The 24094-nt window shown below is 40.7% G+C and carries 23 protein-coding genes and 1 riboswitch; of the genes, 11 read left to right on the forward strand and 12 right to left on the reverse strand.

The genetic code is table 11. The annotated features are described in order from the left end of the window. Window positions 1-20: 20 nt before the first annotated feature. Window positions 21-905 (forward strand): metallophosphoesterase, encoded by an 885-nt coding sequence (locus J8L71_RS13220; RefSeq protein ID WP_211000941.1) that lies wholly within the window; start codon window positions 21-23, stop codon window positions 903-905. A gap of 155 nt (window positions 906-1060) precedes the next feature. Here the strand turns inward: J8L71_RS13220 and J8L71_RS13225 are convergent, their stop codons facing one another. After that, the gene (locus J8L71_RS13225) at window positions 1061-1576 is read right to left on the reverse strand and encodes a sigma-70 family RNA polymerase sigma factor (protein WP_211000942.1); all 516 of its coding nucleotides are present in this window, start codon (window positions 1574-1576) and stop codon (window positions 1061-1063) included. Window positions 1577-1724: 148 nt separating this feature from the next. Beyond that, the gene (locus tag J8L71_RS13230) at window positions 1725-2120 is read right to left on the reverse strand and encodes an acyl-CoA thioesterase (protein WP_211000943.1); all 396 of its coding nucleotides are present in this window, start codon (window positions 2118-2120) and stop codon (window positions 1725-1727) included. A gap of 33 nt (window positions 2121-2153) precedes the next feature. Here J8L71_RS13230 and J8L71_RS13235 point away from each other — a divergent pair, with 33 nt between their 5' ends. Next, complete coding sequence (locus tag J8L71_RS13235) at window positions 2154-2858, forward strand: 2OG-Fe(II) oxygenase (RefSeq protein WP_211000944.1); 705 nt, start codon at window positions 2154-2156, stop codon at window positions 2856-2858. Window positions 2859-2918: 60 nt separating this feature from the next. On the opposite strand, the gene J8L71_RS13240 is transcribed toward J8L71_RS13235, so the two are convergent. The 6 genes from J8L71_RS13240 to J8L71_RS13265 all read right to left on the reverse strand — a co-directional run bounded on the left by J8L71_RS13240 (window position 2919) and on the right by J8L71_RS13265 (window position 11482). After that, on the reverse strand, window positions 2919-4154 hold the full coding sequence (locus tag J8L71_RS13240) for a cysteine desulfurase-like protein (RefSeq protein WP_211000945.1): 1236 nt from the start codon (window positions 4152-4154) through the stop codon (window positions 2919-2921). A gap of 9 nt (window positions 4155-4163) precedes the next feature. Next, entirely contained in the window at window positions 4164-4796 is a 633-nt protein-coding gene (locus J8L71_RS13245) for a 2OG-Fe dioxygenase family protein (protein WP_058549237.1), read from the reverse strand. A gap of 198 nt (window positions 4797-4994) precedes the next feature. Beyond that, window positions 4995-7592, reverse strand: coding sequence for a bifunctional aconitate hydratase 2/2-methylisocitrate dehydratase (gene acnB, locus J8L71_RS13250; protein WP_211000995.1), 2598 nt, complete (start codon window positions 7590-7592; stop codon window positions 4995-4997). 297 nt (window positions 7593-7889) lie between these two features. Beyond that, window positions 7890-8945 (reverse strand): OmpA family protein, encoded by a 1056-nt coding sequence (locus J8L71_RS13255; protein WP_211000946.1) that lies wholly within the window; start codon window positions 8943-8945, stop codon window positions 7890-7892. Between the two features lie 420 nt (window positions 8946-9365). Continuing rightward, complete coding sequence (locus J8L71_RS13260) at window positions 9366-10775, reverse strand: protein adenylyltransferase SelO family protein (RefSeq protein ID WP_211000947.1); 1410 nt, start codon at window positions 10773-10775, stop codon at window positions 9366-9368. A 2-nt stretch (window positions 10776-10777) separates the two neighbouring features. Next, complete coding sequence (locus tag J8L71_RS13265) at window positions 10778-11482, reverse strand: DNA-3-methyladenine glycosylase I (protein WP_211000948.1); 705 nt, start codon at window positions 11480-11482, stop codon at window positions 10778-10780. Between the two features lie 183 nt (window positions 11483-11665). Further along, window positions 11666-11863: riboswitch (Lysine riboswitch) on the forward strand. Between the two features lie 128 nt (window positions 11864-11991). Between J8L71_RS13265 and dapA the strand changes: the two genes are divergently transcribed. The 5 genes from dapA to J8L71_RS13290 all read left to right on the forward strand — a co-directional run bounded on the left by dapA (window position 11992) and on the right by J8L71_RS13290 (window position 17228). Beyond that, window positions 11992-12876 carry a 4-hydroxy-tetrahydrodipicolinate synthase gene (dapA, locus tag J8L71_RS13270; RefSeq protein ID WP_211000949.1) on the forward strand — a complete coding sequence of 295 codons (885 nt, stop codon included), beginning with the start codon at window positions 11992-11994 and terminating at the stop codon, window positions 12874-12876. Window positions 12877-12891: 15 nt separating this feature from the next. Next, a complete protein-coding gene (locus J8L71_RS13275) occupies window positions 12892-13632 on the forward strand; it encodes a 2,3,4,5-tetrahydropyridine-2,6-dicarboxylate N-succinyltransferase (protein WP_211000950.1) in 741 nt (246 codons plus the stop codon). Further along, a complete protein-coding gene (locus tag J8L71_RS13280; protein WP_211000951.1) occupies window positions 13632-14837 on the forward strand; it encodes a PLP-dependent decarboxylase in 1206 nt (401 codons plus the stop codon). The genes J8L71_RS13275 and J8L71_RS13280 overlap by 1 nt, the downstream gene beginning before the upstream one ends. A gap of 5 nt (window positions 14838-14842) precedes the next feature. Continuing rightward, a complete protein-coding gene (locus tag J8L71_RS13285) occupies window positions 14843-15964 on the forward strand; it encodes a succinylglutamate desuccinylase/aspartoacylase family protein (protein ID WP_211000952.1) in 1122 nt (373 codons plus the stop codon). A gap of 229 nt (window positions 15965-16193) precedes the next feature. Further along, on the forward strand, window positions 16194-17228 hold the full coding sequence (locus J8L71_RS13290) for a phospholipase A (RefSeq protein ID WP_211000953.1): 1035 nt from the start codon (window positions 16194-16196) through the stop codon (window positions 17226-17228). Between the two features lie 69 nt (window positions 17229-17297). On the opposite strand, the gene J8L71_RS13295 is transcribed toward J8L71_RS13290, so the two are convergent. Further along, window positions 17298-18191: a bifunctional GNAT family N-acetyltransferase/hotdog fold thioesterase gene (locus J8L71_RS13295; protein WP_211000954.1), complete on the reverse strand. Its 894-nt coding sequence runs from the start codon at window positions 18189-18191 to the stop codon at window positions 17298-17300. Between the two features lie 225 nt (window positions 18192-18416). Here J8L71_RS13295 and J8L71_RS13300 point away from each other — a divergent pair, with 225 nt between their 5' ends. Then, window positions 18417-19130 (forward strand): SAM-dependent methyltransferase, encoded by a 714-nt coding sequence (locus J8L71_RS13300; RefSeq protein ID WP_211000955.1) that lies wholly within the window; start codon window positions 18417-18419, stop codon window positions 19128-19130. On the opposite strand, the gene dtd is transcribed toward J8L71_RS13300, so the two are convergent. Together dtd and J8L71_RS13310 are read right to left on the reverse strand one after the other, a co-directional pair. After that, entirely contained in the window at window positions 19127-19564 is a 438-nt protein-coding gene (dtd, locus tag J8L71_RS13305) for a D-aminoacyl-tRNA deacylase (protein WP_211000956.1), read from the reverse strand. The genes J8L71_RS13300 and dtd overlap by 4 nt on opposite strands. Continuing rightward, window positions 19565-20467 carry a virulence factor BrkB family protein gene (locus tag J8L71_RS13310; protein ID WP_211000957.1) on the reverse strand — a complete coding sequence of 301 codons (903 nt, stop codon included), beginning with the start codon at window positions 20465-20467 and terminating at the stop codon, window positions 19565-19567. A gap of 85 nt (window positions 20468-20552) precedes the next feature. Here J8L71_RS13310 and J8L71_RS13315 point away from each other — a divergent pair, with 85 nt between their 5' ends. The 3 genes from J8L71_RS13315 to J8L71_RS13325 all read left to right on the forward strand — a co-directional run bounded on the left by J8L71_RS13315 (window position 20553) and on the right by J8L71_RS13325 (window position 23225). Beyond that, window positions 20553-21209 carry a DUF2959 domain-containing protein gene (locus J8L71_RS13315; protein WP_211000958.1) on the forward strand — a complete coding sequence of 219 codons (657 nt, stop codon included), beginning with the start codon at window positions 20553-20555 and terminating at the stop codon, window positions 21207-21209. A gap of 130 nt (window positions 21210-21339) precedes the next feature. Next, window positions 21340-22431: an MBL fold metallo-hydrolase gene (locus tag J8L71_RS13320; RefSeq protein WP_211000996.1), complete on the forward strand. Its 1092-nt coding sequence runs from the start codon at window positions 21340-21342 to the stop codon at window positions 22429-22431. A 62-nt stretch (window positions 22432-22493) separates the two neighbouring features. Further along, window positions 22494-23225: a CBM9 family sugar-binding protein gene (locus tag J8L71_RS13325; RefSeq protein WP_211000959.1), complete on the forward strand. Its 732-nt coding sequence runs from the start codon at window positions 22494-22496 to the stop codon at window positions 23223-23225. Window positions 23226-23311: 86 nt separating this feature from the next. Here J8L71_RS13325 and J8L71_RS13330 read toward each other — a convergent pair whose 3' ends face one another. Then, on the reverse strand, window positions 23312-23977 hold the full coding sequence (locus J8L71_RS13330; protein ID WP_211000960.1) for a hypothetical protein: 666 nt from the start codon (window positions 23975-23977) through the stop codon (window positions 23312-23314). Window positions 23978-24094 lie beyond the last annotated feature (117 nt).

A 24094-nucleotide genomic window follows, 5' to 3' on the forward strand; every position in this document is an offset into this window, starting at 1 on the left:
TAAATAAAAAGATAAATACCATGCAAAAATATACCGTATTATTACTCATTAATTTTTTACTGCTTCTGGCTAATTATTCATCTGCAGCTGCAAACGACTCGTTTACTTTAGGTGTAATTGCCGATTGCCAATACGCTGAACAAGCCAATAAAGGCACTCGTTATTATACATCTTGCCCTGATAAGTTAAGCACTGCTGTTGAGCAGTTTAATACGCTACCTTTATCGGGTGTGCTGCATTTAGGTGATTTTATTGACCGCGACTTTCAAAATTTTACCGTATTAAATACAATATCTTCCGATCTAAACACTCCGCTTTATCATGTATTAGGTAACCATGAATTTTCCATTGATGATAGCTTGAAAATGCGTGTTCCTGAGACTTTACACATGCCCGCGCGCTATTATAGTTTTGAAATAAACAATTGGCTCTTCATCGCACTAGATGGTAACGACGTGAGTACATATGGGTGGCCTAAAACCAGTAAAAGGCATAAGCGAAATATCGCCCTATTTAACACTAAATATAAAGGCCATGAAGACTGGAACGGCGCCATTGGAGCAAAGCAGTTAAAGTGGTTAGAAAGAAAACTAAACACCGCACAAACACAAAAACAGCCTGTGGTGTTGTTAAGCCATTTTCCGATTTACCCTGAAAACAACCACAATCTTTGGAATGCTCAAGAAGTGCTTACCCTTATCAGCCAGTATTCGACAGTAAAAGCATGGTTTAATGGCCATAATCACGTAGGTAATTATGCGCAAAAAGACGGTGTTCATTTTGTGACTTTTCATGCCATGCTTGATACAGACTCGACAGCATTTAGTACCATTGAGTTTTCACCTAATCAGCTTGTCATTAATGGCCAGGGCAGGCAACCTTCAATGGTTCTGCCTATTAATTAGCTTATACGACATGTAACCTACCTATTAAAAGCAACTATTTCAGCGCTAAGCACGTCGAATTTAGTTGCTACATCTTTGCGATACAAAGTAATATTTAACCCTACTGGGCAATTTAAAACTATTAGCAAATACCTATACTCGCCAGCGTATGCTAGTTAAGCATTTTTTGTATTTATATACTGATGTAACTGCTCAGTCGCACGCTGCATTTGCCGACTTATATCTCCAAGGCTGAACCCTGTAGCTATGTGTATTTGCTGGTATGTTTCACCATGAATTCGATTACGCACTACCAGGTCTCGCTGCTTATCTGTAAGCGTATTCATCGCATCTGAAATATATTCTATTCGTAAATGCATGCTACATAGATCTTCAGGGTTACTTTGCGTACACAGTGGTTCATCAATATTATCTCGGGTATCGTCTAAAAAGTTTTGGGTGTTTTTAAAGCGGGAACGATAATTCAAACCAATGTTAATCGCTGAACGAAGCAGATAAGCTTTTGGAAACTCTATTTTATCAATATCCTGATGCGATAGTATATTACTAAATGCTTCGTGCACTAAGTCTTCGTGATCACTAAGACTCTCGCCAAAAAAGTTACGTACTTTGCGATTTAGTTCAATTTTGTGCTCGGTATATAACTTTTCAAAAATAGATTCGACGATCATAAAATGCCTTTCATAACCTCTTCATATCGAAGTAAAAAACGACCGTAGACTAGCCGTTGTCCTTAAAAGAGGTAATCTATCATTCTATTATGCTAAAAATATGACGAATCAGGCGATTATTACTAAAAATTAGCCTTGTGCTAAGTTATTACTCTGAAGTTATATGCTGGACCAATAATGCTTTTTCATCTTTATTTAGTGCTTGCTTAGTTTTAGCTGCAAAGTCATACCTGACCATAACAGCTTTCCCTATTGCGCAGCACTTACCGTGCTGAAATACCTCTTGTTTAAGTACAAAAGAGCTATTGCCTATATGCTCTACAGACGTTTTAATAGTGATCTCGTGGCCATAAAATAGCTCACCTACAAACGATACTTCTATTTTAGCAATAATTAGCTTCCAATCGTGTGGGTTTAGATCTGGTGTAAAAAATTTAAAAATAGGGACACGAGCAGCTTCAAACCAAACGGGGAGTACGGTATTGTTAATGTGTCCGAGTGCATCTGTTTCGCTAAATCGCGGCATCACTTTTTCAATAAACATATCAATCCAATAATAATTATATAAAGGTTAACCATGACGGACTTTATTCGCGTATACAACAACGCATTAAGCGATGACTTTTGCGATAGCTTTATTACTACTTTTGCGCAAAGCCCGCATATAAAACAAGGGGTAACATCCGGCGGTGTCGATCTAAAAAAGAAAGACAGCCACGATCTACATTTAAATAGCCACCTTGAGTACGAACAACAATTAAAACATATACAACAAACGACTGCACAGCATGTTTTTAACTATATTGAAGAACATATTTTTATGATGATTGGTGCGTTTGGCTTAAAGGTTTATCATCCTAAAACGGGAGAAATTGTAGATTTAACGCAAGAAAATTTCGAAGAAGTGGGTAAACCGCAACTGCCACTTCTAGTACAGCAAATTTTTAGGTTGGGTAATATTCAGGCTCAAAAATACGAGGTAAATAAGGGAGGTTATCCTTATTGGCACAGTGAGGTATATCCACAGCTACAACATAATGATGCGCTGCACCGGGTATTATTGTTTATGTTTTACTTAAACGATGTAGAAGAAGGTGGTGAAACGGAGTTCTACTACCAAAACCGAAAAATAGCCCCTAAAAAAGGCACACTGGTGATAGCCCCTGGCTACTTTACGCATACACATAGAGGCAATAAGCCAATATCAAACGATAAGTATATTTTAACTTCTTGGGTATTGTTTAACCGTGCAGAGCAAATATATGGTACACCTAAAAGCTAAGCTAATAAAAAAGCCATAAGTAACACTTATGGCTTTTTATATATTTAGTAGGCGAGTACTTTAACCAAGTAGCTCGTCAAACATATCAAACAGCTTATCAAGCTCTTCAACTGTGTTGTAATGCATACATCCAATGCGTACCACACCGCCTTTATCTAGAACATCAAGCTGCTTACATAAGCCTTGCGCGTAAAAATTACCATCCCATGCACAAATATGCTGCTTACCTAAAAACTCAGATACTTGGCGAGGCTCTAAACCCTCAAAGGTTAAAGCAAACGTAGGTGTACGCTCGTTTAAGCGGTCAAAATCGTCAATACCAAACAATTTAATACGCGGGTAATTGACCAAGCGTGTTAAAAAGTGCTCGCTGAGCGCCATTTCGTGTTGCTTAGTTTTAGCAAAAGCCACGGTTAGCTTTTCACGGCGAGTGTGGCTGTCATCAAGCTCACTAATTGCAGCAATGTAATCAACAGCGGCAATAAAGCCAGCCATTGCTTCAAAGCTTTGCGTTCCAGTTTCCCAGCGACCAGGCGCTACATCTTTAGCAGGTTCAACTTTATAAGGAGTAAACCCTTCAAGGTGCTCCTTTTTACCGTAAACCATACCTAAGTGTGGGCCAAAAAACTTATACGCCGAGCAGGCTAAAAAGTCGCAATCAAGCGCTTGCACATCAACTAGCTCATGCGGTGCGTAATGTACGGCATCAACATAAACTAGAGCGCCTACAGCGTGAGCAAGCTCTATAATACGTTTTATATCGTTTATAGAGCCTGTGGTATTTGAAGCGTAAGTAACAGCCACTAGTTTAGTATTACTGTTAAGCAAGCTTTCAAATTGAGCCATATCTAAGCTGCAATCAGCTTCGTTAATTAAAGCCGTATTAACTTTAACGCCTTTATCTTCTGCGGCTTGCTGCCAAGATGATACGTTTGAGAAGTGATCCGCGTTAGTAACAATGATCTCATCATCTACCTGCCAATCGCGCGAAATAGCTCGGCTAAAGCTAAAGGTAAGGCTTGTCATGTTAGGGCCAAACACAATATTTTGTGCGCTTGGTGCATTGAGTAAATCTGCTGCGGCTTGGCGAGCATTTGCCATTAGCTCTACCGTTTTATCGCTTGAAAAAAATGCGCCACCTAGGTTTGAGTTGTAATGCCCTAAATAAGCAGACATTGCATTAAGCACTGACTGCGGCACTTGAGAGCCACCTGGACCATCTAAAAATATCGGCGATTTACCATTAACGCTTTGCATTAATGCCGGAAACTGCTCACGTAATTGCGCTATGTTCATGCTTATTCCTTAAGAAGTAAGTACAAAGCAATCAAGGTAACCTGATTTGCTGGCATCAATTTTATTCATTGGTGTGGCGTTATGCCACACTTGACGGTCGTTTATAAGCGCAAACATTCCGTCTTTAATTTCCATTTTAAAACATGGTTCAGCTTGCTTGTTTTCATATACAAGTAGCTCGCCACCTTCCAGGTTTTCGTGCGAAACACCGCATATACATACATGGTCAAAACCATCTTGATGCACACCTTCAGGCGCGGCTGGCGTGTCGCTATCAATTGCTAGCATTCTAAATTGGTGTATTTCAATATCACGGTCTTCATCTATACCGGTAAGCTCACAAAACTCACTTACAATACTTTGCATACCTTGAGACTCTAGTAAGCTTTGCTCTAGGTTTTCGTAAGTACGCTCAACATTACCCTGAAAGGTGTTAATAGAATCGTCTTGAACAAATGCTTTGGCAGCTTGTAGTTTAAGCTCACCATTTTGAAACTTAATTACTGAGTAACGACGTTTACGAAATTCACCATCTGCATAAGGGTTAGCAGGCAGGTTATCAAAAGAAGGCTTAACCAAATCAATATTTGCTTGGTTAACAAAACGTAGTTGCAGTAAATTCTGGTTGTTTAATGCAGTCATAAAATCTCGCTTAAAATAATGAGAATATTAAAAGAGATTTTAATGCATGTGGGGAGGAATATTTGCTTTATTATTCATCTAAAAAGTTACTGGTGGCTATATTTAATTCAATATAACTTTATTAAAACATGAACTATTCAAATTAAATAAACCTAATAAAAAACCCGCCTAAGCGGGTTTTTTTAAAACAGGTTTAAATTATACAGCTTGCTGAATAATTATGTTGTCTGCTTTTTTAGTGTACTGAGGCATACGGTGGAAATTCAAGTAACGGTATGTATCTGCAGCCGTTGCATTGATTTTCGCAGCATATTCCTGGTACTCAGCTGGTGTAGGTAGTTTACCTAAAATAGCAGCAATTGCTGCAAGCTCTGCTGATGCTAAGAATACGTTTGCGCCTGTACCTAAACGGTTAGGGAAGTTACGTGTAGAGGTTGAAACAACCGTTGCTTTATCTGCAACACGTGCTTGGTTACCCATACATAGTGAACAACCTGGAGTTTCGATACGTGCACCAACACGACCAAAGATACCGTAGTAACCTTCGTCAGTAAGCTGATCTTTATCCATCTTAGTTGGTGGAGCAACCCAAAGCTGTGTTGGGATACGACCTGTAAAGCCATCTAGTAATTTACCAGCAGCACGGAAGTGACCAATGTTAGTCATACAAGAGCCGATGAATACTTCATCAATTTTCTCGCCAGTAACATCAGAAAGTAAACGTGCGTCATCAGGGTCATTTGGAGCACAAAGGATTGGCTCTTTAATCTCTGCAAGGTCAATTTCTACAACGTGTTTGTATTCTGCGTCAGCGTCAGCTTCCATAAGTTCAGGGTTAGCTAACCATTCTTGCATTGCAGTAATACGACGCTCAATAGTACGTACATCGCCGTAACCTTCAGAGATCATCCACTTAAGCATAACAATGTTTGACTCAAGGTATTCACTGATAGACTCTTTAGAAAGCTTAACAGTACAACCTGCTGCTGAACGCTCTGCTGATGCATCTGATAATTCAAACGCTTGCTCAACAGTTAAGTGCTCAACACCTTCAATTTCTAGTACGCGACCAGAGAACTCGTTGATTTTACCTTTTTTCTCTACTGTTAATAAGCCTTGCTTAATACCGTAGTAAGGGATTGCATGTACTAGGTCACGTAAAGTTATACCTGGTTGCATTTCACCTTTAAAGCGAACCAAAATAGACTCAGGCATATCAAGCGGCATAACACCTGTTGCTGCTGCAAACGCTACTGCACCTGAACCCGCTGGGAACGAAATACCTAATGGGAAACGTGTATGTGAATCACCACCAGTACCTACAGTATCTGGTAATAACATACGGTTTAACCAAGAGTGAATTACACCGTCACCAGGGCGAAGTGAAACGCCGCCACGGTTCATGATGAAATCAGGAAGCGTATGGTGAGTGTTTACGTCAATTGGTTTAGGGTAAGCAGAAGTATGACAGAATGACTGCATTGTTAAATCTGCAGAGAAACCTAAACATGCTAAGTCTTTAAGCTCATCACGTGTCATAGGACCTGTAGTATCTTGCGAACCTACAGTGGTCATTTTAGGCTCACAGTATTGGCCTGGGCGAATACCTTCAACGTTACATGCTTTACCAACCATTTTTTGCGCTAGTGTGAAGCCTTTATCAGACGCTTCAGTTACCGCTGGTACTTTAAATACGTCAGTTGCACCTAAGCCTAGAGATGTACGTGCTTTGTCTGTTAAACCACGACCAATGATTAGTGGAATACGGCCGCCGGCACGTACTTCATCTAAAATTACGTCTGATTTAAGTTCAAAAGTAGAGATAACGTCATCAGTACCGTGACGCTTAACAACACCTTCGTATGGGTAAATATCAATTTGATCACCCATGTTGAACTCATCAACATTTAATTCGATTGGTAATGCACCAGAATCTTCCATTGTATTGAAGAAGATAGGCGCTATTTTGTTACCTAAACATACACCACCAACGCGCTTGTTTGGTACAAATGGGATATCATCACCCATAAACCAAAGTACAGAGTTAGTCGCAGATTTACGAGAAGAACCAGTACCTACAACGTCACCTACGTAAGCAAGTGGTAAGCCTTGAGTTTTTAACTCTTCTAATTTAGTGATTGGACCTACTTCACCCGCTTTATCAGGAACAATACCATCACGCTCATTTTTTAGCATTGCTAAAGCATGTAGTGGGATATCAGGACGTGACCATGCATCTGGTGCAGGAGATAAATCATCTGTGTTTGTCTCGCCAGTTACTTTAAATACAGTAACTGAGATTTTTTCAGCTACTGCTGGTTTATTAGTAAACCACTCAGCTGCAGCCCAAGACTCGATGATTTGTTTAGCATATGCATTGCCTGCTTTTGCTTTTTCTTCTACATCATAGAAAGCATCAAACATTAATAATGTGTTTGAAAGACCTTTTGCTACGATTGGCGCAAGTGCTTCGTCATCAAGAAGTTCAATCATAGGAGCGATATTGTAGCCACCTAACATTGTACCTAATAACTCAGCTGCTTTTTCTTTTGAGATTAGTGGAGACTGAGCTTCACCTTTTGCAACTGCCGCTAAAAAGCCTGCTTTAATATACGCGGCATCATCAACACCTGGCGGTACACGGTTGATTAATAAATCTAGGATGAACTCTTCTTCATCTGCCGGTGGCGTTTTGATTAGTTCAATTAGATCAGCCGTTTGCTGAGCATCTAGTGGCGCTGGTACGATACCTAACGCGGCACGCTCTTCTACGTGTTTACGATATTCTTGTAGCACAATATTGCCCTCTTGGTGACGTGAAAGTATTCGGTAGCTCTTCATGCGCAAATAAGTTACCCAATACTTATAGTATTCTAACGCGTGATTATAAAGCTTTTATGATTAGATGAAAATCCATCCAACTAAGCAACTGATTATACCGACTATAAATATTATGAATAGTGGCTTTGATAAAATCTATTTTCGTGAATACTTGTTAAGTAATAATCATTACCATTTGATTAAGCGTCTACTTTATCCTATCCATAAAAAAACCCAGCACATGGCTGGGTTTCAAGATTTAGTAAATTTCTATTAACGCTTAACTTTTACACGTTCAATAGATTTTACATGTGCTTCTACACGACGGTTTTCTGCGTGTGCAGCTTTAGTGTTAGCTGTGTTTTTAAGACGCTCTTCACCTAGACCTACAGTAGTAATACGGTCTTCAGCAATGCCGTCTTTAACAAGTTCTGCAGCTACATCATCAGCACGCTTTTTAGAAAGCGTTTTGTTGTAGTTTGCATCACCTACAGCTGAAGCATGACCTTCAAGCAGTACAGTTGTGTCAGTATGTTCTTTTAAGAACTCAGATACTGATGCAATATCTGTGAAGTATTGTGAACCTACTTCAGCAGAATCATGCGGGAAAGTAACTAATAAGCTTGTTGTTACTTCACGATCTTCGTATAAAGTACAACCAGTGCCGTCTACCGCATCTTCCATCGGTGTATTTGGACACTTATCATCGGCATCTAAAATATTGTCATTATCGCTATCAGCAGGCGCAACAGCTACTTCAACAACGTCAGGAGCTGGTTGCACTGGCTCAACAGGTGCAGAATTTTGACCGAACAGGTAGTTGATACCAATTTTAGCACCAACATCGGTGTAACCTTTATCAAGACCTTGATATACAGAAGTTTCAGCGTTTACGAATAAACCGTCTGTAATGAAGTGTTGGTAACCAACACCTGCATTTAAGAATGTGTTGTCATCTACTACGTCCATTTCTTTAATACCGAATAGACCGTAGAAAGGACCGCCGTCAAGGTGGTAAAGCGCATCAATACCGTAACGCTCACCGTCAATATTATTACGGTTGCCAGCAACTTTATCAAACGCGTTAAAGTCCATGTCTGCATACTCAAGGCGTGCGCTCCAGTAATCGCTGAAACGGTAACCTGCTTCTACACCCCAGCCAGTTGACTCGTTTACATCAAGACCAGCTTGAGCACGCATGTTTTTCCAAGATGCGTCGTAGTAATCGCCAAACGCGCCAAGGTAGAAACCTTCTTCTTTATCAGCAGCGAAAGTAGATGCGCTAGTTGCAGCCAACGCGATTGCAATTGTAAGTGATTTTAATTTCATTGTTTTCTTCCCATTTTAACAACCAATAAATTGTAGCTAATCAATTCTAGCTCAACCAGTGTTTTACAGACTACCTGAGCCTTTGTTAATCGATACTTAACGAAAAATAAAGTTTATAAATTTTTTCAACGGTCTATGACGACATCCAATCGTTTATTGTAGGTGAGATTAAATGCTTTACCTAGCCTGAAGACAATAAATATAGTGGTTTTATTTAAAATCGCTCACTTGTAAGCTAATACAAGAGAATTCAAACTATATGCACTGCATATACACAAAAACTTACTTGGCTTTACGGTCGCGAATACTAGCACTTGAACATGCATTGCTCAATCAATGAACACTATTTAACGTCAAAAATAGTACTGTATAAACAAATATGGCCATTTATAATCATATACTTATAGGTTAACCCCGCACTTAAGTACCGCAAAATGTACGGTAACCTTTATCCTCTTTAGGTGCTTCCTGATACTGTGCTATGTTCTTGCTAGTGAAGTATGGATCGCTAAGCACTTCCATGAACGGTTTTAGTAATTCACTAGCTCCCATGTTTGCATAGTCATCTAAGATTGTTTCAACAATATGATTACGTGGGATCACTCGAGGATTAGCAGCTCGCATAATTTTATAAGAGTCGTTATTTGTTCGGCTTTTCCAAAGCTGTGCCCATTGCGTTAATGGCTCAGGTATTACAGATTCATCTTTAAATGACTCAGTGAGGGCATCAAAAGTATTAGTGTAATCAAGCTTATGCTCTTGAAGTACAAGTAATAACTTACTTACCAGCTCTACGTCATTATCATCGTGGCCAACTAACCCTAACTTTTGCGCCCACATTTGGTTGTATTGCTCGTTAAATAACATTGAGAACTGACTGATTATTGGCGTCATTAAGCTTACGGCTTGCTCATCGTCTTCATTAATGAGCGGTATAAGGCTTTCAGCTAGCCGTGCACAGTTCCAGCTGGCTATGTTGGGTTGATTACCAAAGGCGTAGCGCCCTTGCTTATCGATTGAGCTAAATACAGTATCAAAATCAAATACGTTCATCATCGCACACGGGCCATAATCGATAGTTTCACCGCTGACTAAGGTATTATCGGTGTTCATAACACCATGAATAAACCCTACCCTCATCCAACTAATTATTAACGCTAATTGATTTTTTATTACTGCATCTAAAAAAGCTAAATAACGCTCAGGACCGGTTGCGCTAATATCAGGGTAATGGCGTTCAAGAGCTAAATCAGCAAGCTTTTTAAGGCCTTCAGTATCCCCCTGGGTAGCTAAATATTGAAACGAGCCAACTCGAATGTGACTACTTGCTAAACGAGTAACTATTGCACCTGGCTGAGGGGGATTACGGTAAACCGCTTCCCCAGTGCCTACAACAGCTAAGCAGCGCGTGGTTTTAATACCTAACGCATGTAAGGCCTCACTCATAATATATTCACGAATTGCAGGGCCTAATGCACAGCGTCCATCGCCCCCTCTAGAGTAAGGCGTAGCGCCGGAGCCTTTTAGTTGAATATCCCATAGCTGATTTTTATCGTCGCTAATAGCACCAAGCAAATGCGCTCGCCCATCACCTAAACGTGGTGAAAAGTGTCCAAACTGATGCCCAGAATAACCCAATGCCACTGCCTTTACAGATTGCGGCTCGTTGCCTGCAAAAGTGCTAGCACGCAGCTGCGGCTCAATATCTATATTAAACTGCTCAGCTAACGATGCATTCCACAATAGCAACTGCGGAGCAGCAACACTCGATGGGTTATCCTCTATCGCAAAGTTATCTGCTATGTCTGTGTATCTAGGCACTAATTTCATTATTAATCCTCTGCCTTTTGCCGTATGCCAACTCGGTTATCGCCAACGCTATAGGCCACAATTAAACTAAGTTCTTGCAGGCTTAAACCACTTTGCTTTTGCATTTCGTTAAAAAACGCCTGCGCAGCAGTGAGTGATTTTTTAGTTTGCAGCCCACCATCAATTATTTTATGCGCTCTTAGGTAACTTTCTACATCGCGCGAAAGTAAAAATGTATCTTTACCGAGCGCTCTTAAGGCATACGGGCCTGTATTGCCGCCCAATCGAGCGCCCTGTTTTTTTAAATGCGCCCACAAGCCAATAATATCGCTACTTGGCCAGTCAGCAATAAACTTGCTAAAACTGCCATGTTCCTGTGCTATTTCGTGGATCATGTAAGCATTTTCAGGAATCGTTTTCACTTTTTTATAATTACGAATAATGCGATCATCCGTTGCCTTTTGCTCTAGCATATCGGGCGGCATCATTAATAATTTATCAACACTAAACTCCCAAAAAACCTCTCTAAAGCCTGGCCATTTACTGTTTATCACCGACCAATAAAAGCCACTTTGAAATACTTTTCGAGTAAATTCCTCAAGCCAGTCGTCATCACTTAACGTGCTTAACGCTTTTTTAGATAAAGGTTTTGCGAGTAATAACTTAAGCATTTTTTCAGAGCCTTTTCGCTCTACCGCTCGCTTATAAATATCGCTAAATTTTTCCATCTGATTAATGCCTTACTTCTGCTTTGAGTCTAGTGTACGAGAAAAGCAGCCAATACGTAACCACCCCCATTATCGATGAACTAATCTGTATTTAGCAGCTTGACACCTAGATGGCTAAAATGTTTTAATCGCCTCAATTACCCTATTTAAATTGTATTTGTTTTTACTTTTAAGCGAATACAAAGGGCTAGAAGAGGTGCGTTATTCAGGTAGCGTATGTTAGGAGCGCAAACTCCAGTGAGCATACGCCAGGGGAATACCGCCGAGAGGTAAACGCTTTTGCGAAGCAATTACTTCGGGCGACTAGGTTGAATCCTAGCGACTGTCACCAAGAGCTGTTTTTTAAGCAGCTTATTAGTTTGGTGGAGAGCTTCTGGTCTTAAATAATAAGGCCGTGCGCCCTATTATTTTAAGCCCATTCGCTCTTCGAATACTGTTCGAACGACGTTAATGCGGCTCACATCATAAAGCCCCTTTAATATCTCGAACACCTTATAGGTTCGTAAGAGATGATCAACAATTTCAACTTAAACAACTACGCACTGTGGACAGCGCTTGTTACGCCGTTTGATCAACAAGGTAATGTTGACTACGACACGCTCACAATTCTCGTTCGCGAACAAGAAGCCGCGCGTAACGGTATTTTACTACTCGGTAGTACAGGTGAAGGCTTAGCGCTAACACTTAAAGAGCAACAAGCCATTGTTGAGCACGTGTGCCAGTTAAAGCCCAGCGTACCGCTTATGGTGGCTGTAGGCGGTAGCAATTTAGCCCAACAGAAAGAGTGGGTTAGCTATTGTAATCAGTTACCTGTTCACAGTTACTTACTGGGCTCGCCTCTTTATGCAAAACCAGGGGCTATCGGTCAAACGCATTGGTACGAAAGCTTATTAAACGAAAGCGCACACCCGTGTATGTTATACAACGTACCTGGGCGTAGCGGTGTAAGTATTCCGGTGCAAACCATCGAAAATTTACAAGCGCATCCACAGCTGTGGGCGTTAAAAGAAGCCAGTGGCAACATCACCCAATTTGAAGCATATCGACAAGCCGCGCCTAATTTAGCGCTATACAGTGGCGACGATGCACTCATGCCCTATTTCGCACAAGCTGGCGCAAAAGGCTTAGTATCGGTTGCGGCCAATGCATGGCCTTTGCAAACGCACGAGTTTGTAAAACGCAGCCTAAGTGGCCAACACCCTAATTTATTTGCTCAGTGGACTGGCGCTATTAATAGCCTTTTTGCTGTTGCAAATCCCATTCCCGTTAAAGTGTTAATGCACCAACAAGGCCGCTTAAGTAGCCCTTTGCTGCGCCCACCTTTAACACATCTTGAGTTAACGCAAACCGATTGCATTACCACTGCAAACGACACCATTTTATCTTGGCATTAAATACAGGTTTTTATAATGAGCTGGTTAGAACTACTAAATAATTTAGAATCGGGCGCAGTACGCGCAGCATCACAAAACGAAAGCGGCCAATGGGAAGCTAACGTAGAAGTAAAACAAGGCATTTTAGAAGCCTTTAAAAATGGCTCAAATACTGAGTTTGCAGGTGGTTTTGTAGATAAGCACAATCTCGCACCACAAGAATTTAGCACTGATGATGGCGTGCGTATGGTACCCGGTGGCTCAAGTGTTCGCCGTGGTGCTTACGTAGCTAAAGGCACTATTATTATGCCACCAGCGTACGTAAACATTGGCGCATACATCGACGAAGGCACTATGGTTGATAGCCACGCGTTAGTGGGCTCGTGTGCACAAGTAGGTAAAAACGTACATTTGAGCGCAGCCGTTCAACTTGGCGGTGTACTTGAGCCAATTGGTGCAAGCCCAGTTGTGGTTGAGGACGATGCGTTTATTGGCGCAGGTTGTGTCATTGTTGAAGGCGTAGTCGTTAAAAAAGGCGCTGTACTTGCACCCGGCGTGCGCTTATCTGCAACCATTCCGGTATACGACTGCGTAAACGAGCGTCAGCTAGATAAAGGCGAGCCAATTCCAGAATACGCAATTGTAATACCGGGCTCTCGCCCTGCGTCTAACGAGTGGGCACGTGAGCAAGGCTTAAGTATGTCGTGTGCGTTAATTGTTAAATACCGCGACGAACAAAGCGATGCATCATTATTGCTAGAAGAGGTTTTACGATAATGAGCTTTTTGAGCACGCCAATCAAAACCGCTGTTAATACGCTTACACAGCAACTTGATACACCTTTTTTTGTTTACGACTTAGATAAACTAAACGCACATCTTGCGCGTTTAGTTGCGCAAACCGATGTAAAACTTTGGTATGCAGTAAAAGCGAACCCGCTTTCTAAGATTATTCAAAGCTTAGATAGCGCAGGCTTTAACTTTGACGTAGCAAGTAAAGGTGAACTTGAACAAGTCCTTGCACAAGGTATTAGTTCGCAGCGCGTGCTCAACACAGGGCCTGCAAAGAGCCCTAAACAAATTAAACACTTTATTGAGCGCGGCGTACGTATTTTTGTTGCCGAAAGTCTCAACCAAGTGCGTTGGTTAAACCAACAAGCGCAGCTGCAAAATACGCAGCTGCAAGTTTTACTGCGTGTGCAATTACGCTGGCCTGAAGGTGAAAAAAACCCACTGGGCGGCGACAGCCTTACACCATTTGGTTTGGGCTGCGATGAATGGCAAGCATTAAATACTGGCGATTACCCAGCACTCAATTTTGATGGTCTACATATATTTCAGTGGGGCAACATGCTTAGCACGCAAAAGCTAAGCGCGCTGTGGTCGCAAATGATTGCACCGCTTACCACTCTTGCTAATAACTTAAATATAAACCTTAAAATTCTCGATTTAGGCGGCGGTTTAGGCATTCCTTATACACAAAACGAGACAACTCTTGAATGGGATGGATTAATCACCGCGCTTGCCAAAATTAAAAAAGACGCAGGTGTTGAAGAGCTTTGGATGGAGCTTGGTCGTTACGCTGTGGGCGAATGCGGTCATTACGCTAACCCCATCGTTGAGAGCAAACAAAACTATGGTCAGCAGCAAGTTATTTTAAGCGGTGGTATTAACCACTTATTACGCCCTGCAGTTACAAGCCAAGACTTTCCTGCAGCGTTACTGCGCGAATCAACTGCCCCAGAACAGGCAATGAGTCTATATGGCCCATTATGTACGGCCCTTGATTGCTTAGGTGAGCACACCCTACCAAGCGATTTAAACGAGCAAGACTGGCTGGTGTTTAGCCAATGTGGCGCCTATGGTTTTACCGAAAGCATGCCTTATTTTTTATGCCATGAGCTGGCAGCAGAATACATTTTACAAAATGATGAGCTCACGTGTGTACGCCAAGCTGAAGATGCCAGCCACTACCTAAGGTAATAAATATGAGCATAACAACACCCATCAGCCAAGAAAACATTGTAGTCGGGGAAGTAGCAAACGGCTTACCTCTTACTATTCCTGTGTATCGCTTAAAAGGCGATGGCAGCGGGCCAAGCGTTTATATTCAAGCCAATATGCACGGCGCTGAAGTACAAGGTAACGCGGTTATATTTCAGTTGCTAGAGCAGTTAAAGAAGCTAAATTTAAAAGGTGATATTACCTTAGTACCTTACGCTAACCCTATTGGTTGTAATCAAAAATCAGGGGAATTTACCCTTGGACGGTTCGATCCAATTACTGGCACTAACTGGAACCGCATGTATCACTACAACAATGATTTAGTGACCCAGTTTGCCAAAGATCATAGCCAGTACGACGACGCAGCTTTAAAAAATCACTTTAAACAAGCCTTACTTGATGAAATAGATACTAAACTCAGCGGCCCCGCGTATTTACTCAATACGGGTAAACGCATTGCGCTTAACCTGCAAAAGCTAGCCCACCAAGCCGATATAGTACTTGATTTACACACGGGCCCAATTTCAAGCAAGCATTTATATTGCCCAACCTATGCAACCGACAGTGCCCGCTATTTTAATATTGAACATGTGCTGCTGATTCCAAGCGACTTTGATGGTGCAATGGATGAAGCAAGCTTTTGCCCATGGTGGCACCTAAGTGAAGCACTTGAAGCAAAAGGCAGAGACTTTAAAGTACAGGTGGAAGCCTTTACAGTAGAGCTAGGTAGCCAAGAGAAAATAGACTTAAAAGAAGCACACAACGATGCAAACAGTATTTTAAGCTACTTAAATCATAAAAATGTATTGGTTAACGCACCGCATCAACCTGAGAAAATGACCCGTCATGCGTGTCATTTGGATGACTATTTTGCCTACTATGCGCCTATTGGTGGCATGGTTGAATATGTAGCGCCACTAGGTGGGCATATTAAAGCAGGCGAGCCAATTGCACATGTTTTACGTATGGAGCGCTACCTAAGCGAGCAGCCACTGCAAACATTAAGCTTAGATTGCGATGCTATTGCAATATTGCATTTTGCCTCGGCAAGTGTGAACCAAGGAACTGAACTGTATAAGTTTTTCACCAACACATTTGAGCTATAGCGGCAGACGTTATTGCTCTTCACTTCTCATTGCGTGAGAGTAGATTAATTTTAAAATTAATTTACATTAGAAAAGCGGCCTAGGCCGCTTTTCTTTTGATCGATCCATTATTAACTAACGTAAAAACCCTGTTATGTAATGAATTCAGTAAAAGTTCACCGTTACATATGTAAAAAGACGTTATACTTAAATTAACGTACCTATCCACAACACTTACAAAGGAAATACAATGAGCTGGCGCTACTGGATCACACTTACGGCTTTACTCAGCACTCCCTCTTTTGCCCAAGAAGAAGTAACTGAAAATGAGCAAACAGACGACATCGAGCTTGTTAAACAATGTATTTTAAACGAAGTAATAGGTGGCGACGGTGAACAAACCTTAGATCAACTACGTAATAAATGCTCATCTCTTGAAGAAGACAAACAACTTACCGCACTAGATAAACGCCAAGCTCGCGAGGAAGTTAGCAAAAAAAATCGCAATGTAATTACACCACACAAACGTAACTATATTTTACCTCTGTCTTACGTATCGCACCCTAACGACCGCCCGTTTGATGGCTTTGACGAATTAACCGATGAGCAAGATGGCGAACCACTTGATAATCTAGAAGCCAAATATCAGCTTTCTATTAAAGTGCCGCTTTATGATGATTTTGCCGACGACGATCAATCCATCTTTTTTGGCTTTACTTTACAATCATATTGGCAAATATATAACTCAGAAATTTCTTCTCCATTTCGTGAAACGAATTACGAACCAGAAATTTTTTGGGTAAATTACCTCGACGAAGAAAATGTACTTTGGGGTGATGAAATGGCTATTACTCTTGGCCTTTCACATCAATCAAATGGCCGTAGCCAACCTAACTCTCGTTCATGGAACCGCATTTACGCCAACTTTGTTTGGGAAAATCGCGGCTTTGTATTTAGCTTTAAGCCTTGGTACCGAATAGCTGAAGATGAAAAAGAAGATCCATTAGAAGCCGATGGCGATGATAACCCAGATATTTACAAATACATGGGTTACTTTGAATTTAGCGGTGCGTATCGTTATCACGATCATGAGTTTAGCTTTATGACTCGTAATAACTTAAATTCAGATAATCGTGGGGCTATTCAGCTAGATTGGTCTTTTCCAATGTGGGGGCGTTTACGTGGTTATGCCCAATACTTTAATGGCTACGGTGAGAGCTTAATTGATTACAATGCTGATATTGAGCGAATAGGTGTAGGTATATTATTAACTGATTTGTTATAAAATCAGCCTATAAAAAAGCCAAGCCTTAATTTTTAAGTGCTTGGCTTTTTTGTAATTAAAGGCTCGCTATTACTTTTTAATGGCAAACACACCTTCAAACTCTGCAACAACGTTGTCGCCATCAAAAATAGTAACTGGCACAACGTAACTTGTTTTACCATCGTTTTCTAAGTCGCTAAGTTTACCTTTACATGCCTGCAAATCTACGCATCCTCTAGGGTCGATATTAAGCGGTTTTAAGTACTTAATGCTCGCATCAGCTAGTACAATATTACCTTCAATTCCAGCCTCTTTAAGTGCTAAATAAGTTGCTCCCCAACCCGTTAATGTAGCTAAACTATAAATAGAGCCTGCAAACATCGTGTTGTGAAGGTTTAAATTAGCATCTAAATCTGCACTTGTTGTAAACTGCCAATCTGTATAACTTTCTACCTTAATCCCCATCGCATCACTAATCGGAATTGACTCACGCCAAATATTTTGTAGCACTTGAGTCCAATCTGGGTGGCGAAACCAGCCCGGCTCACTGGGCTTTTGTTTAACCATTTTGTAATGCTGCACATCCCCATATGCTAGGTGGGCTTTCTCTTGCAATTCATACCCATGGCGTTTATAAAACTCCAGCGCACGCTCACGTGCAAATAAAACAAGTTCGCCTGCGTTTTGTGTCCACGCTATTTTTTCTAGTTCATGAAGTAAGCGGCTACCAATATGCTGATTACGATTCCCCTCAGCAACAGCCATGTAACGTACCTGTGCTTGCTCGTGGTTATTAAAGTGTAAACGCGCAACACCGAGTACATCACCCTCGTTATTTTTTATAAAGCGATGCTCAGAGTCTTGTTCCATATCGTCTTGTTCAGAACCACGAGGTTCACCCCAAGGCGCACGTAATACTTCCCAACGCAATTGATAATACGCTTGCCAATCTTCACTACTTTGCGGTGTACTTACCTGAAACATATTTACTCCTGTTGTTAGCCGTAAATAAAAATAAAGGCTACGGCATGAAATCCAACTGAAAAACCCTTAAATGTGTGTTCTGGATATTTTTACATTCAAAAATTAAAGGTTAAGTTGATTGGGGTTATTATGGCAAATACCATACTCCATCTTTTAAACACTGCCAATACGACTTTGGTAAGCGAATACAAAAATAACTGTTTTACCCTTTGGGGCAGCTAGTTTATGCTAAACGTTATGAGCGATTTTATAAACCCTTCAACGGGTGTAGTTAGTAGCCACTTTATTAGCCACAGTCAAGATATTGGGCAACTAGTTTATTGGCATAAATACGCAGGCGATCACATACAAGTGCGCCAGTATGAACAGCTGCGTTGGCTGCTGATTAACGATACTTTGCAATCGGTGATAGAACTAAACAATCCACAGCAGCTGCTATTTCCACATTTAACCTATTTGGCTAAGCAGTGGCAAACCTTAGCGCCGCCAAAACGCGTATTAGAACTCGGCCTTGGCGGCGGTGCCATACGTAATTACCTACAACACACCTACCCGCGAGCGCAGGTAACATCAGTTGAAAAAAATGCTGATATAATTGCCTGCTACACAGATTTTTTTGCTCTTAAAAGCCAAAGTGATGTGCAGTGTGATGACGCGCAAAATGTGCTTAGCAAAGCGCATAACAATGACTGGATTATTCTTGATTTATTCAGCCAAATAGATGCACCACGATTCTTATTTGAACATGCGTTTTATCAAAAAATATATAACGCGCTCAACGGTGATGGCATGCTATTTATTAACTTTTTATCACAACATGAGTCGCAATTAATCCAGTTACAGCAGTTACTATTGGATGTGTTTGGGGTAAAAGTAAGCCCGCATAAAATAGCAGGCTTTGTTAATCATATCGTTATTGTGACTAAACGAGGTAATTAAACCGATAAGTTAAAAGTAACAGGTCCATCGTTACATAGACTCACTTGCATATCGGCGCCAAACTCACCGGTTGCAACGCTAATACCCTGTGCTTTAGCTTGAGTTACAAAGTACTCGTAAAGCGCGTTAGCTTGGCTTGGCGTAGCCGCCGATGAAAAACTAGGGCGCATGCCTTTTTTGGTATTAGCTGCCAATGTAAATTGCGAAACCACTAATAACTCACCACCTATATCTTTTAGGCTCAAATTCATTTTGTCGTTTTCGTCAGTAAAAATTCGATAATTACTAACCTTATGCAATAGTTTATCGGCTGCTTGCTCATCATCTGGTTTTTCTACACCTAATAACAATAAAATACCTTGGCTAATTTCACCTATAACTTGGTCATTAACTTCTACTTTGGCATTTTTTACACGTTGTATTAACCCTTGCATTTAGTGCGTATCCTTTAAGTGTGGCTCTTCTTCCAGTTCAATGTCTGGAGTATCTTCAATATCATTTGGGCTAATACACGCTGTAAATTCGGCGCCTAACAGCACAACAATCCAAGATAAATAAACCCATACAAACAATATTGGAATAGTTGCTACTGCACCGTAAATTACTTCATAAGAAGGAAAGTGGCTTATATAAAGCGCAAACCCTTTTTTAGTTAACTCAAATAATATAGCCGCAAAAAGAGCGCCGGGTATAGCCGCTTTAATAGAAACAGGTGTATTAGGTACTAAGGTGTATAGCATTAAAAAACCAATCATCGAAAAACCATAAGGCACCAGCTTTAACAAAAAGCCGCTAAACCCAGGTATTCCCTGATCAGCAAACGACACTAAAGATACAATATACGAAGTAACACCGATACTTGCGCCAAGTAGTACAGGTCCTAGGCTTAATACCATCCAATACACTGCAAAAGAGATCATCATTGGGCGCTTTTTCTTAATTCGCCAAATCCGGTTTAGCGTGGCATCAACATTACGGATAAGCAGCAATGCAATAGCCGCTAAAAAGCCAATACCTACTGCGGTCATTTGATTAGCATTACCCGCAAAAGAACTAATATGCTCTTTAATGACATCGGACGAAGTAGGCACAAAGTTAGTAAACAAAAAACTCTCTATTTCCATGCGAGTCGATTCAAACCCAGGAAACGCCGAAAAGATAGCGACACCTACTGCAATTAGCGGTATTAAAGAAAGTAGCGTTACGTAAGCAAGGTAACCTGCATTAACCGTTATTTGATCGTCTATACATCGATTTATATATTGCATCCACCAGCCGGGTTGCTGGCGCATAAAGGACTTAACTTGCTGTTTGTAATAGGAGAGCTTATCATTCATACAATTGACTTGTGCTTATCGAGTTTTGATTATAATAGCAATCAGTACCACAATTTACAGCACTTACACGTAAATAGGGATCCAAATGAAAAAACAAACACTACTCAGCGCGTCTATGCTTGCACTTACGTTGGCATTATCGGGCTGCCAATCAGCTTACTACTCTGCAATGGAAAAAGTAGGTGTTCACAAACGTGACATCCTTATTGACCGCGTAGAAGAAACTAAGGACTCACAAGAAGAGTCGCAAGAAGAATTTAAATCTGCGCTTGAACGCTTAACGACACTTATTGACTTTAATGGCGGCGAACTGCAAGACACTTATAACCAGTTAAATGACGACTATGAGTCGAGCTTAGCAGCGGCAAATGACGTATCAAACAACATTGATAAAGTAGAAGACGTAGCTGAGGCACTATTTGACGAGTGGAGCGACGAGCTAGAGCAATATAAAAGTGCCTCACTTAAACGTGAAAGCAGTAAAAAGCTAGCCGCTACTCAGCGTCAATTTGGCCAGTTACTTAGCTCAATGCGCAGTGCAGAGAGCAAAATGGAGCCGGTATTAACGTCGCTACATGACAACGTTTTATATTTAAAACATAACTTAAATGCTCAAGCAGTAGCGGCAATAAAAGGTGAGTTCACCAACCTTAAACGTGATATTCAAGTACTCATGAATGACATGAACAAATCGATTGCCGATTCAAACAAGTTTATAGAGCAAATGAATAGCGCTGGCTAATTACTTTAAACCCGCTTACTAAGCCTGCACCATTGCAGGCTTTTTTGTTGTTACTTTTTGTTACCTTTGAATTATTCGTTAATCTGCTGTTGTTGTTATACTTTTACAAAATAATAATTAAATTATGACAATGAAACTAACCACTTTTAGCCTCATCACTACCTGTATGCTGCTGAGCGCGTGCCACACACCCAATCAAATTGAAGTAATTGCAGGGGAAGATACTATTACTCCACTGCATCAAGATGGCAAGCGTAAAGGACGCTTTCATAATCTTTATCCTGGTAAAAAAACTTACCCGACTACCTGCGAAGCCGACTGCTATCCAATGAGTCCTAAACTACAGTGCGAAACAGGCAGTGAAAACTGCCAATATATCGCTGAGCAAGTAGCGCCACAATTAAATACCGGATACACAGTGCGCTGGCTTGGCCATGCCGGATTTATGATCCGCACGCCTAACGGGGAACAAATAGTATTTGACCCGGTTAAGGAGCAGTATGACTCACCTGTTGATTTAGCCTTTAGATTAGCTTCAGGGTTTTACAGGCAGCCCGGCGATTGGCTAACAAAAAGTGAACTTGAAAACTTAGACGCTGTGATGTACTCGCATATTCATTACGATCATTTTAATAAAGCCGATATAGAGGAGCTCGGTAATAAACCCCGCTATTTAACCCCACTGGGTATGGCCGACAACTTCCCTACTGGCGGGTTTAATATTAGCGAAATGGCTTGGTATGCAAAAACAAATATTAACGATTTAACTATTCATGCCTTACCTGCTCACCACTTTAGTAGCCGAGTAATAGTGCCCTTTATTTACGAAGACAACGATAAAGATCTGTGGAATGGCTGGTTGCTTGAGCAAAATAACAAAACCTTATTTTTTGCCGGCGATACCGGCTACTCAAAGCACTTTAAAGACATTCAACAAAAATATGGTGATGTGGACATATGCTTAATGCCAATAGCGTCTTATTACAGTGAAGAGAGCCCTGATTGGTATCGATACGTGCACACAACGCCAGAGGATGCACTAAACGCCGCAAACGATCTTAACTGTAGAGTAATGATACCGTGGGGATATGGTAACTCGAGTTGGAAAATGGGCGACCATACTAGCCACTCTGCCTTACTACGCCTATTACATATGGTAGAAAAAATGGATGCTAAAACACCCTTGTATATTTTAAACGAAGGCGAAAGTATTTCACTGTAACTCCTTGCTTAACTGCTTTAGGATGATTGTTATATCAATATAAATAATAAATTGAGAAATTCATGAAAAAACAAGCATTAGCGATAAGCTGTTTATTAAGTGCTCCGGTAATGGCTATTGATGTTGAATACACTACAACCCCTATTACTATAGATGGTGTATCAGAAAGCGCCTGGGATAAAGCAGCTTGGCATGACATGCCATATTTAATGGATGGTACACTGCCATCATCAGACGCCGACTTTAAAGGCCGCTATCGCTTATTATGGGATGAAAACTATTTATATCTACAAGCCGATATTAGTGATGATGTATTAATAGATACGCACCCAGACCCAACTGTAAAATACTGGGATGACGACGCGCTAGAAATATTTATAGACAGTGATGCATCCGGTGGAAACCATCAATTTAATCACACTGCTTTGGCGTACCATATCGGCCTTGATAACCAAGCCGCCGATTATGGCCCTGATAAAAAAGCGCACTTGTATACTGACCACCTAGTCAGTAACTGGAAGCGCAATACCACCGCGCCTTACAACATCACATGGGAAGTAGCCATAAAGCTCTACCCAAATGATTATAAAGAAGGCGCTGTAAACACCCCACTTACGCTTAGAGAAAAACAAGTTATTGGCTTTATGCTAGCGTATTGCGATAACGATGGTAGCGACGTGCGCGAGCACTTTATGGGTTCGCACGAAGTACAGCCAGTAAATGGCGACAGAAACCGTGGATTTATAGACGCCGACGTATTTGGCAAAATCACCCTGCTGCCAAAAAGTAAGTAGCCCACACCAATAAATAATTAAGTAGGTTGGGTTGAGCACAGCGAAACCCAACGAAAAAACACCCTATCAAAGAATAACTTTATTTATTATTTTAATTGGTTACGCAAAGAAATTTTCTTAATAAGTTCTGGAAGTTGTGTGGCTAATTTATGAATTTGCTTTAAATGAGCTGAAATTATTTCTCGTTTCTCTTCATTATAACCACCACCTATAATCGATTTACCGGACTTAAGTACTAAAGAAGAAAATACAATTTCAGAAGCATGGCTATAACCATTATAGAAATCTTTAGCTTGTTTCAGCCAACCTTTTCCCGATGTAACGCCTAACACGCTTGCATTTTTTACTACTAAATCAATTGATAAGTGTGCTTTAGTGAAGGCATCTTTATTTAAATAGCCAGAATAAAAATCTATTTCTTTTTGTTGTTTACCACGACCAACTTTTAATCTTACTGGGGATGAAAGCAAGATAGACATACAGAGAGATTCATAAGATATTCTCATCGTATTCCCAGCGGCATTAATATGTCCTTCGGCTAATAATCTCAATGAAGTAACAGAAGTCTCTAAAGACAAGAATACATATTCTTGAACCCACTTAAATTTAGGGTTCTCATTTGTTAGTATGAAATTTTTAAAAGCGGTCTCACAAGTATTTAAATGTTTCAAAATCTGAATTACATCAATCTCAAAATCAGATTTAAAACCTGCAATAGCTCTATCACCTAAAACTATTTCATCAAGTTCCATAATAACTCCCATAGCAATTTAGCAGCGTATTCTTAGAAATAATACTTTGTTTCTAAAAGCGACTCTAGCCTTGACTTTAAAGTTTCGAGATGTTTTATCAAACACAAAAAAGCCGCT

Origin of the sequence: Pseudoalteromonas sp. MMG007 (assembly GCF_018100985.1) — a bacterium.
Lineage (GTDB): Bacteria > Pseudomonadota > Gammaproteobacteria > Enterobacterales > Alteromonadaceae > Pseudoalteromonas.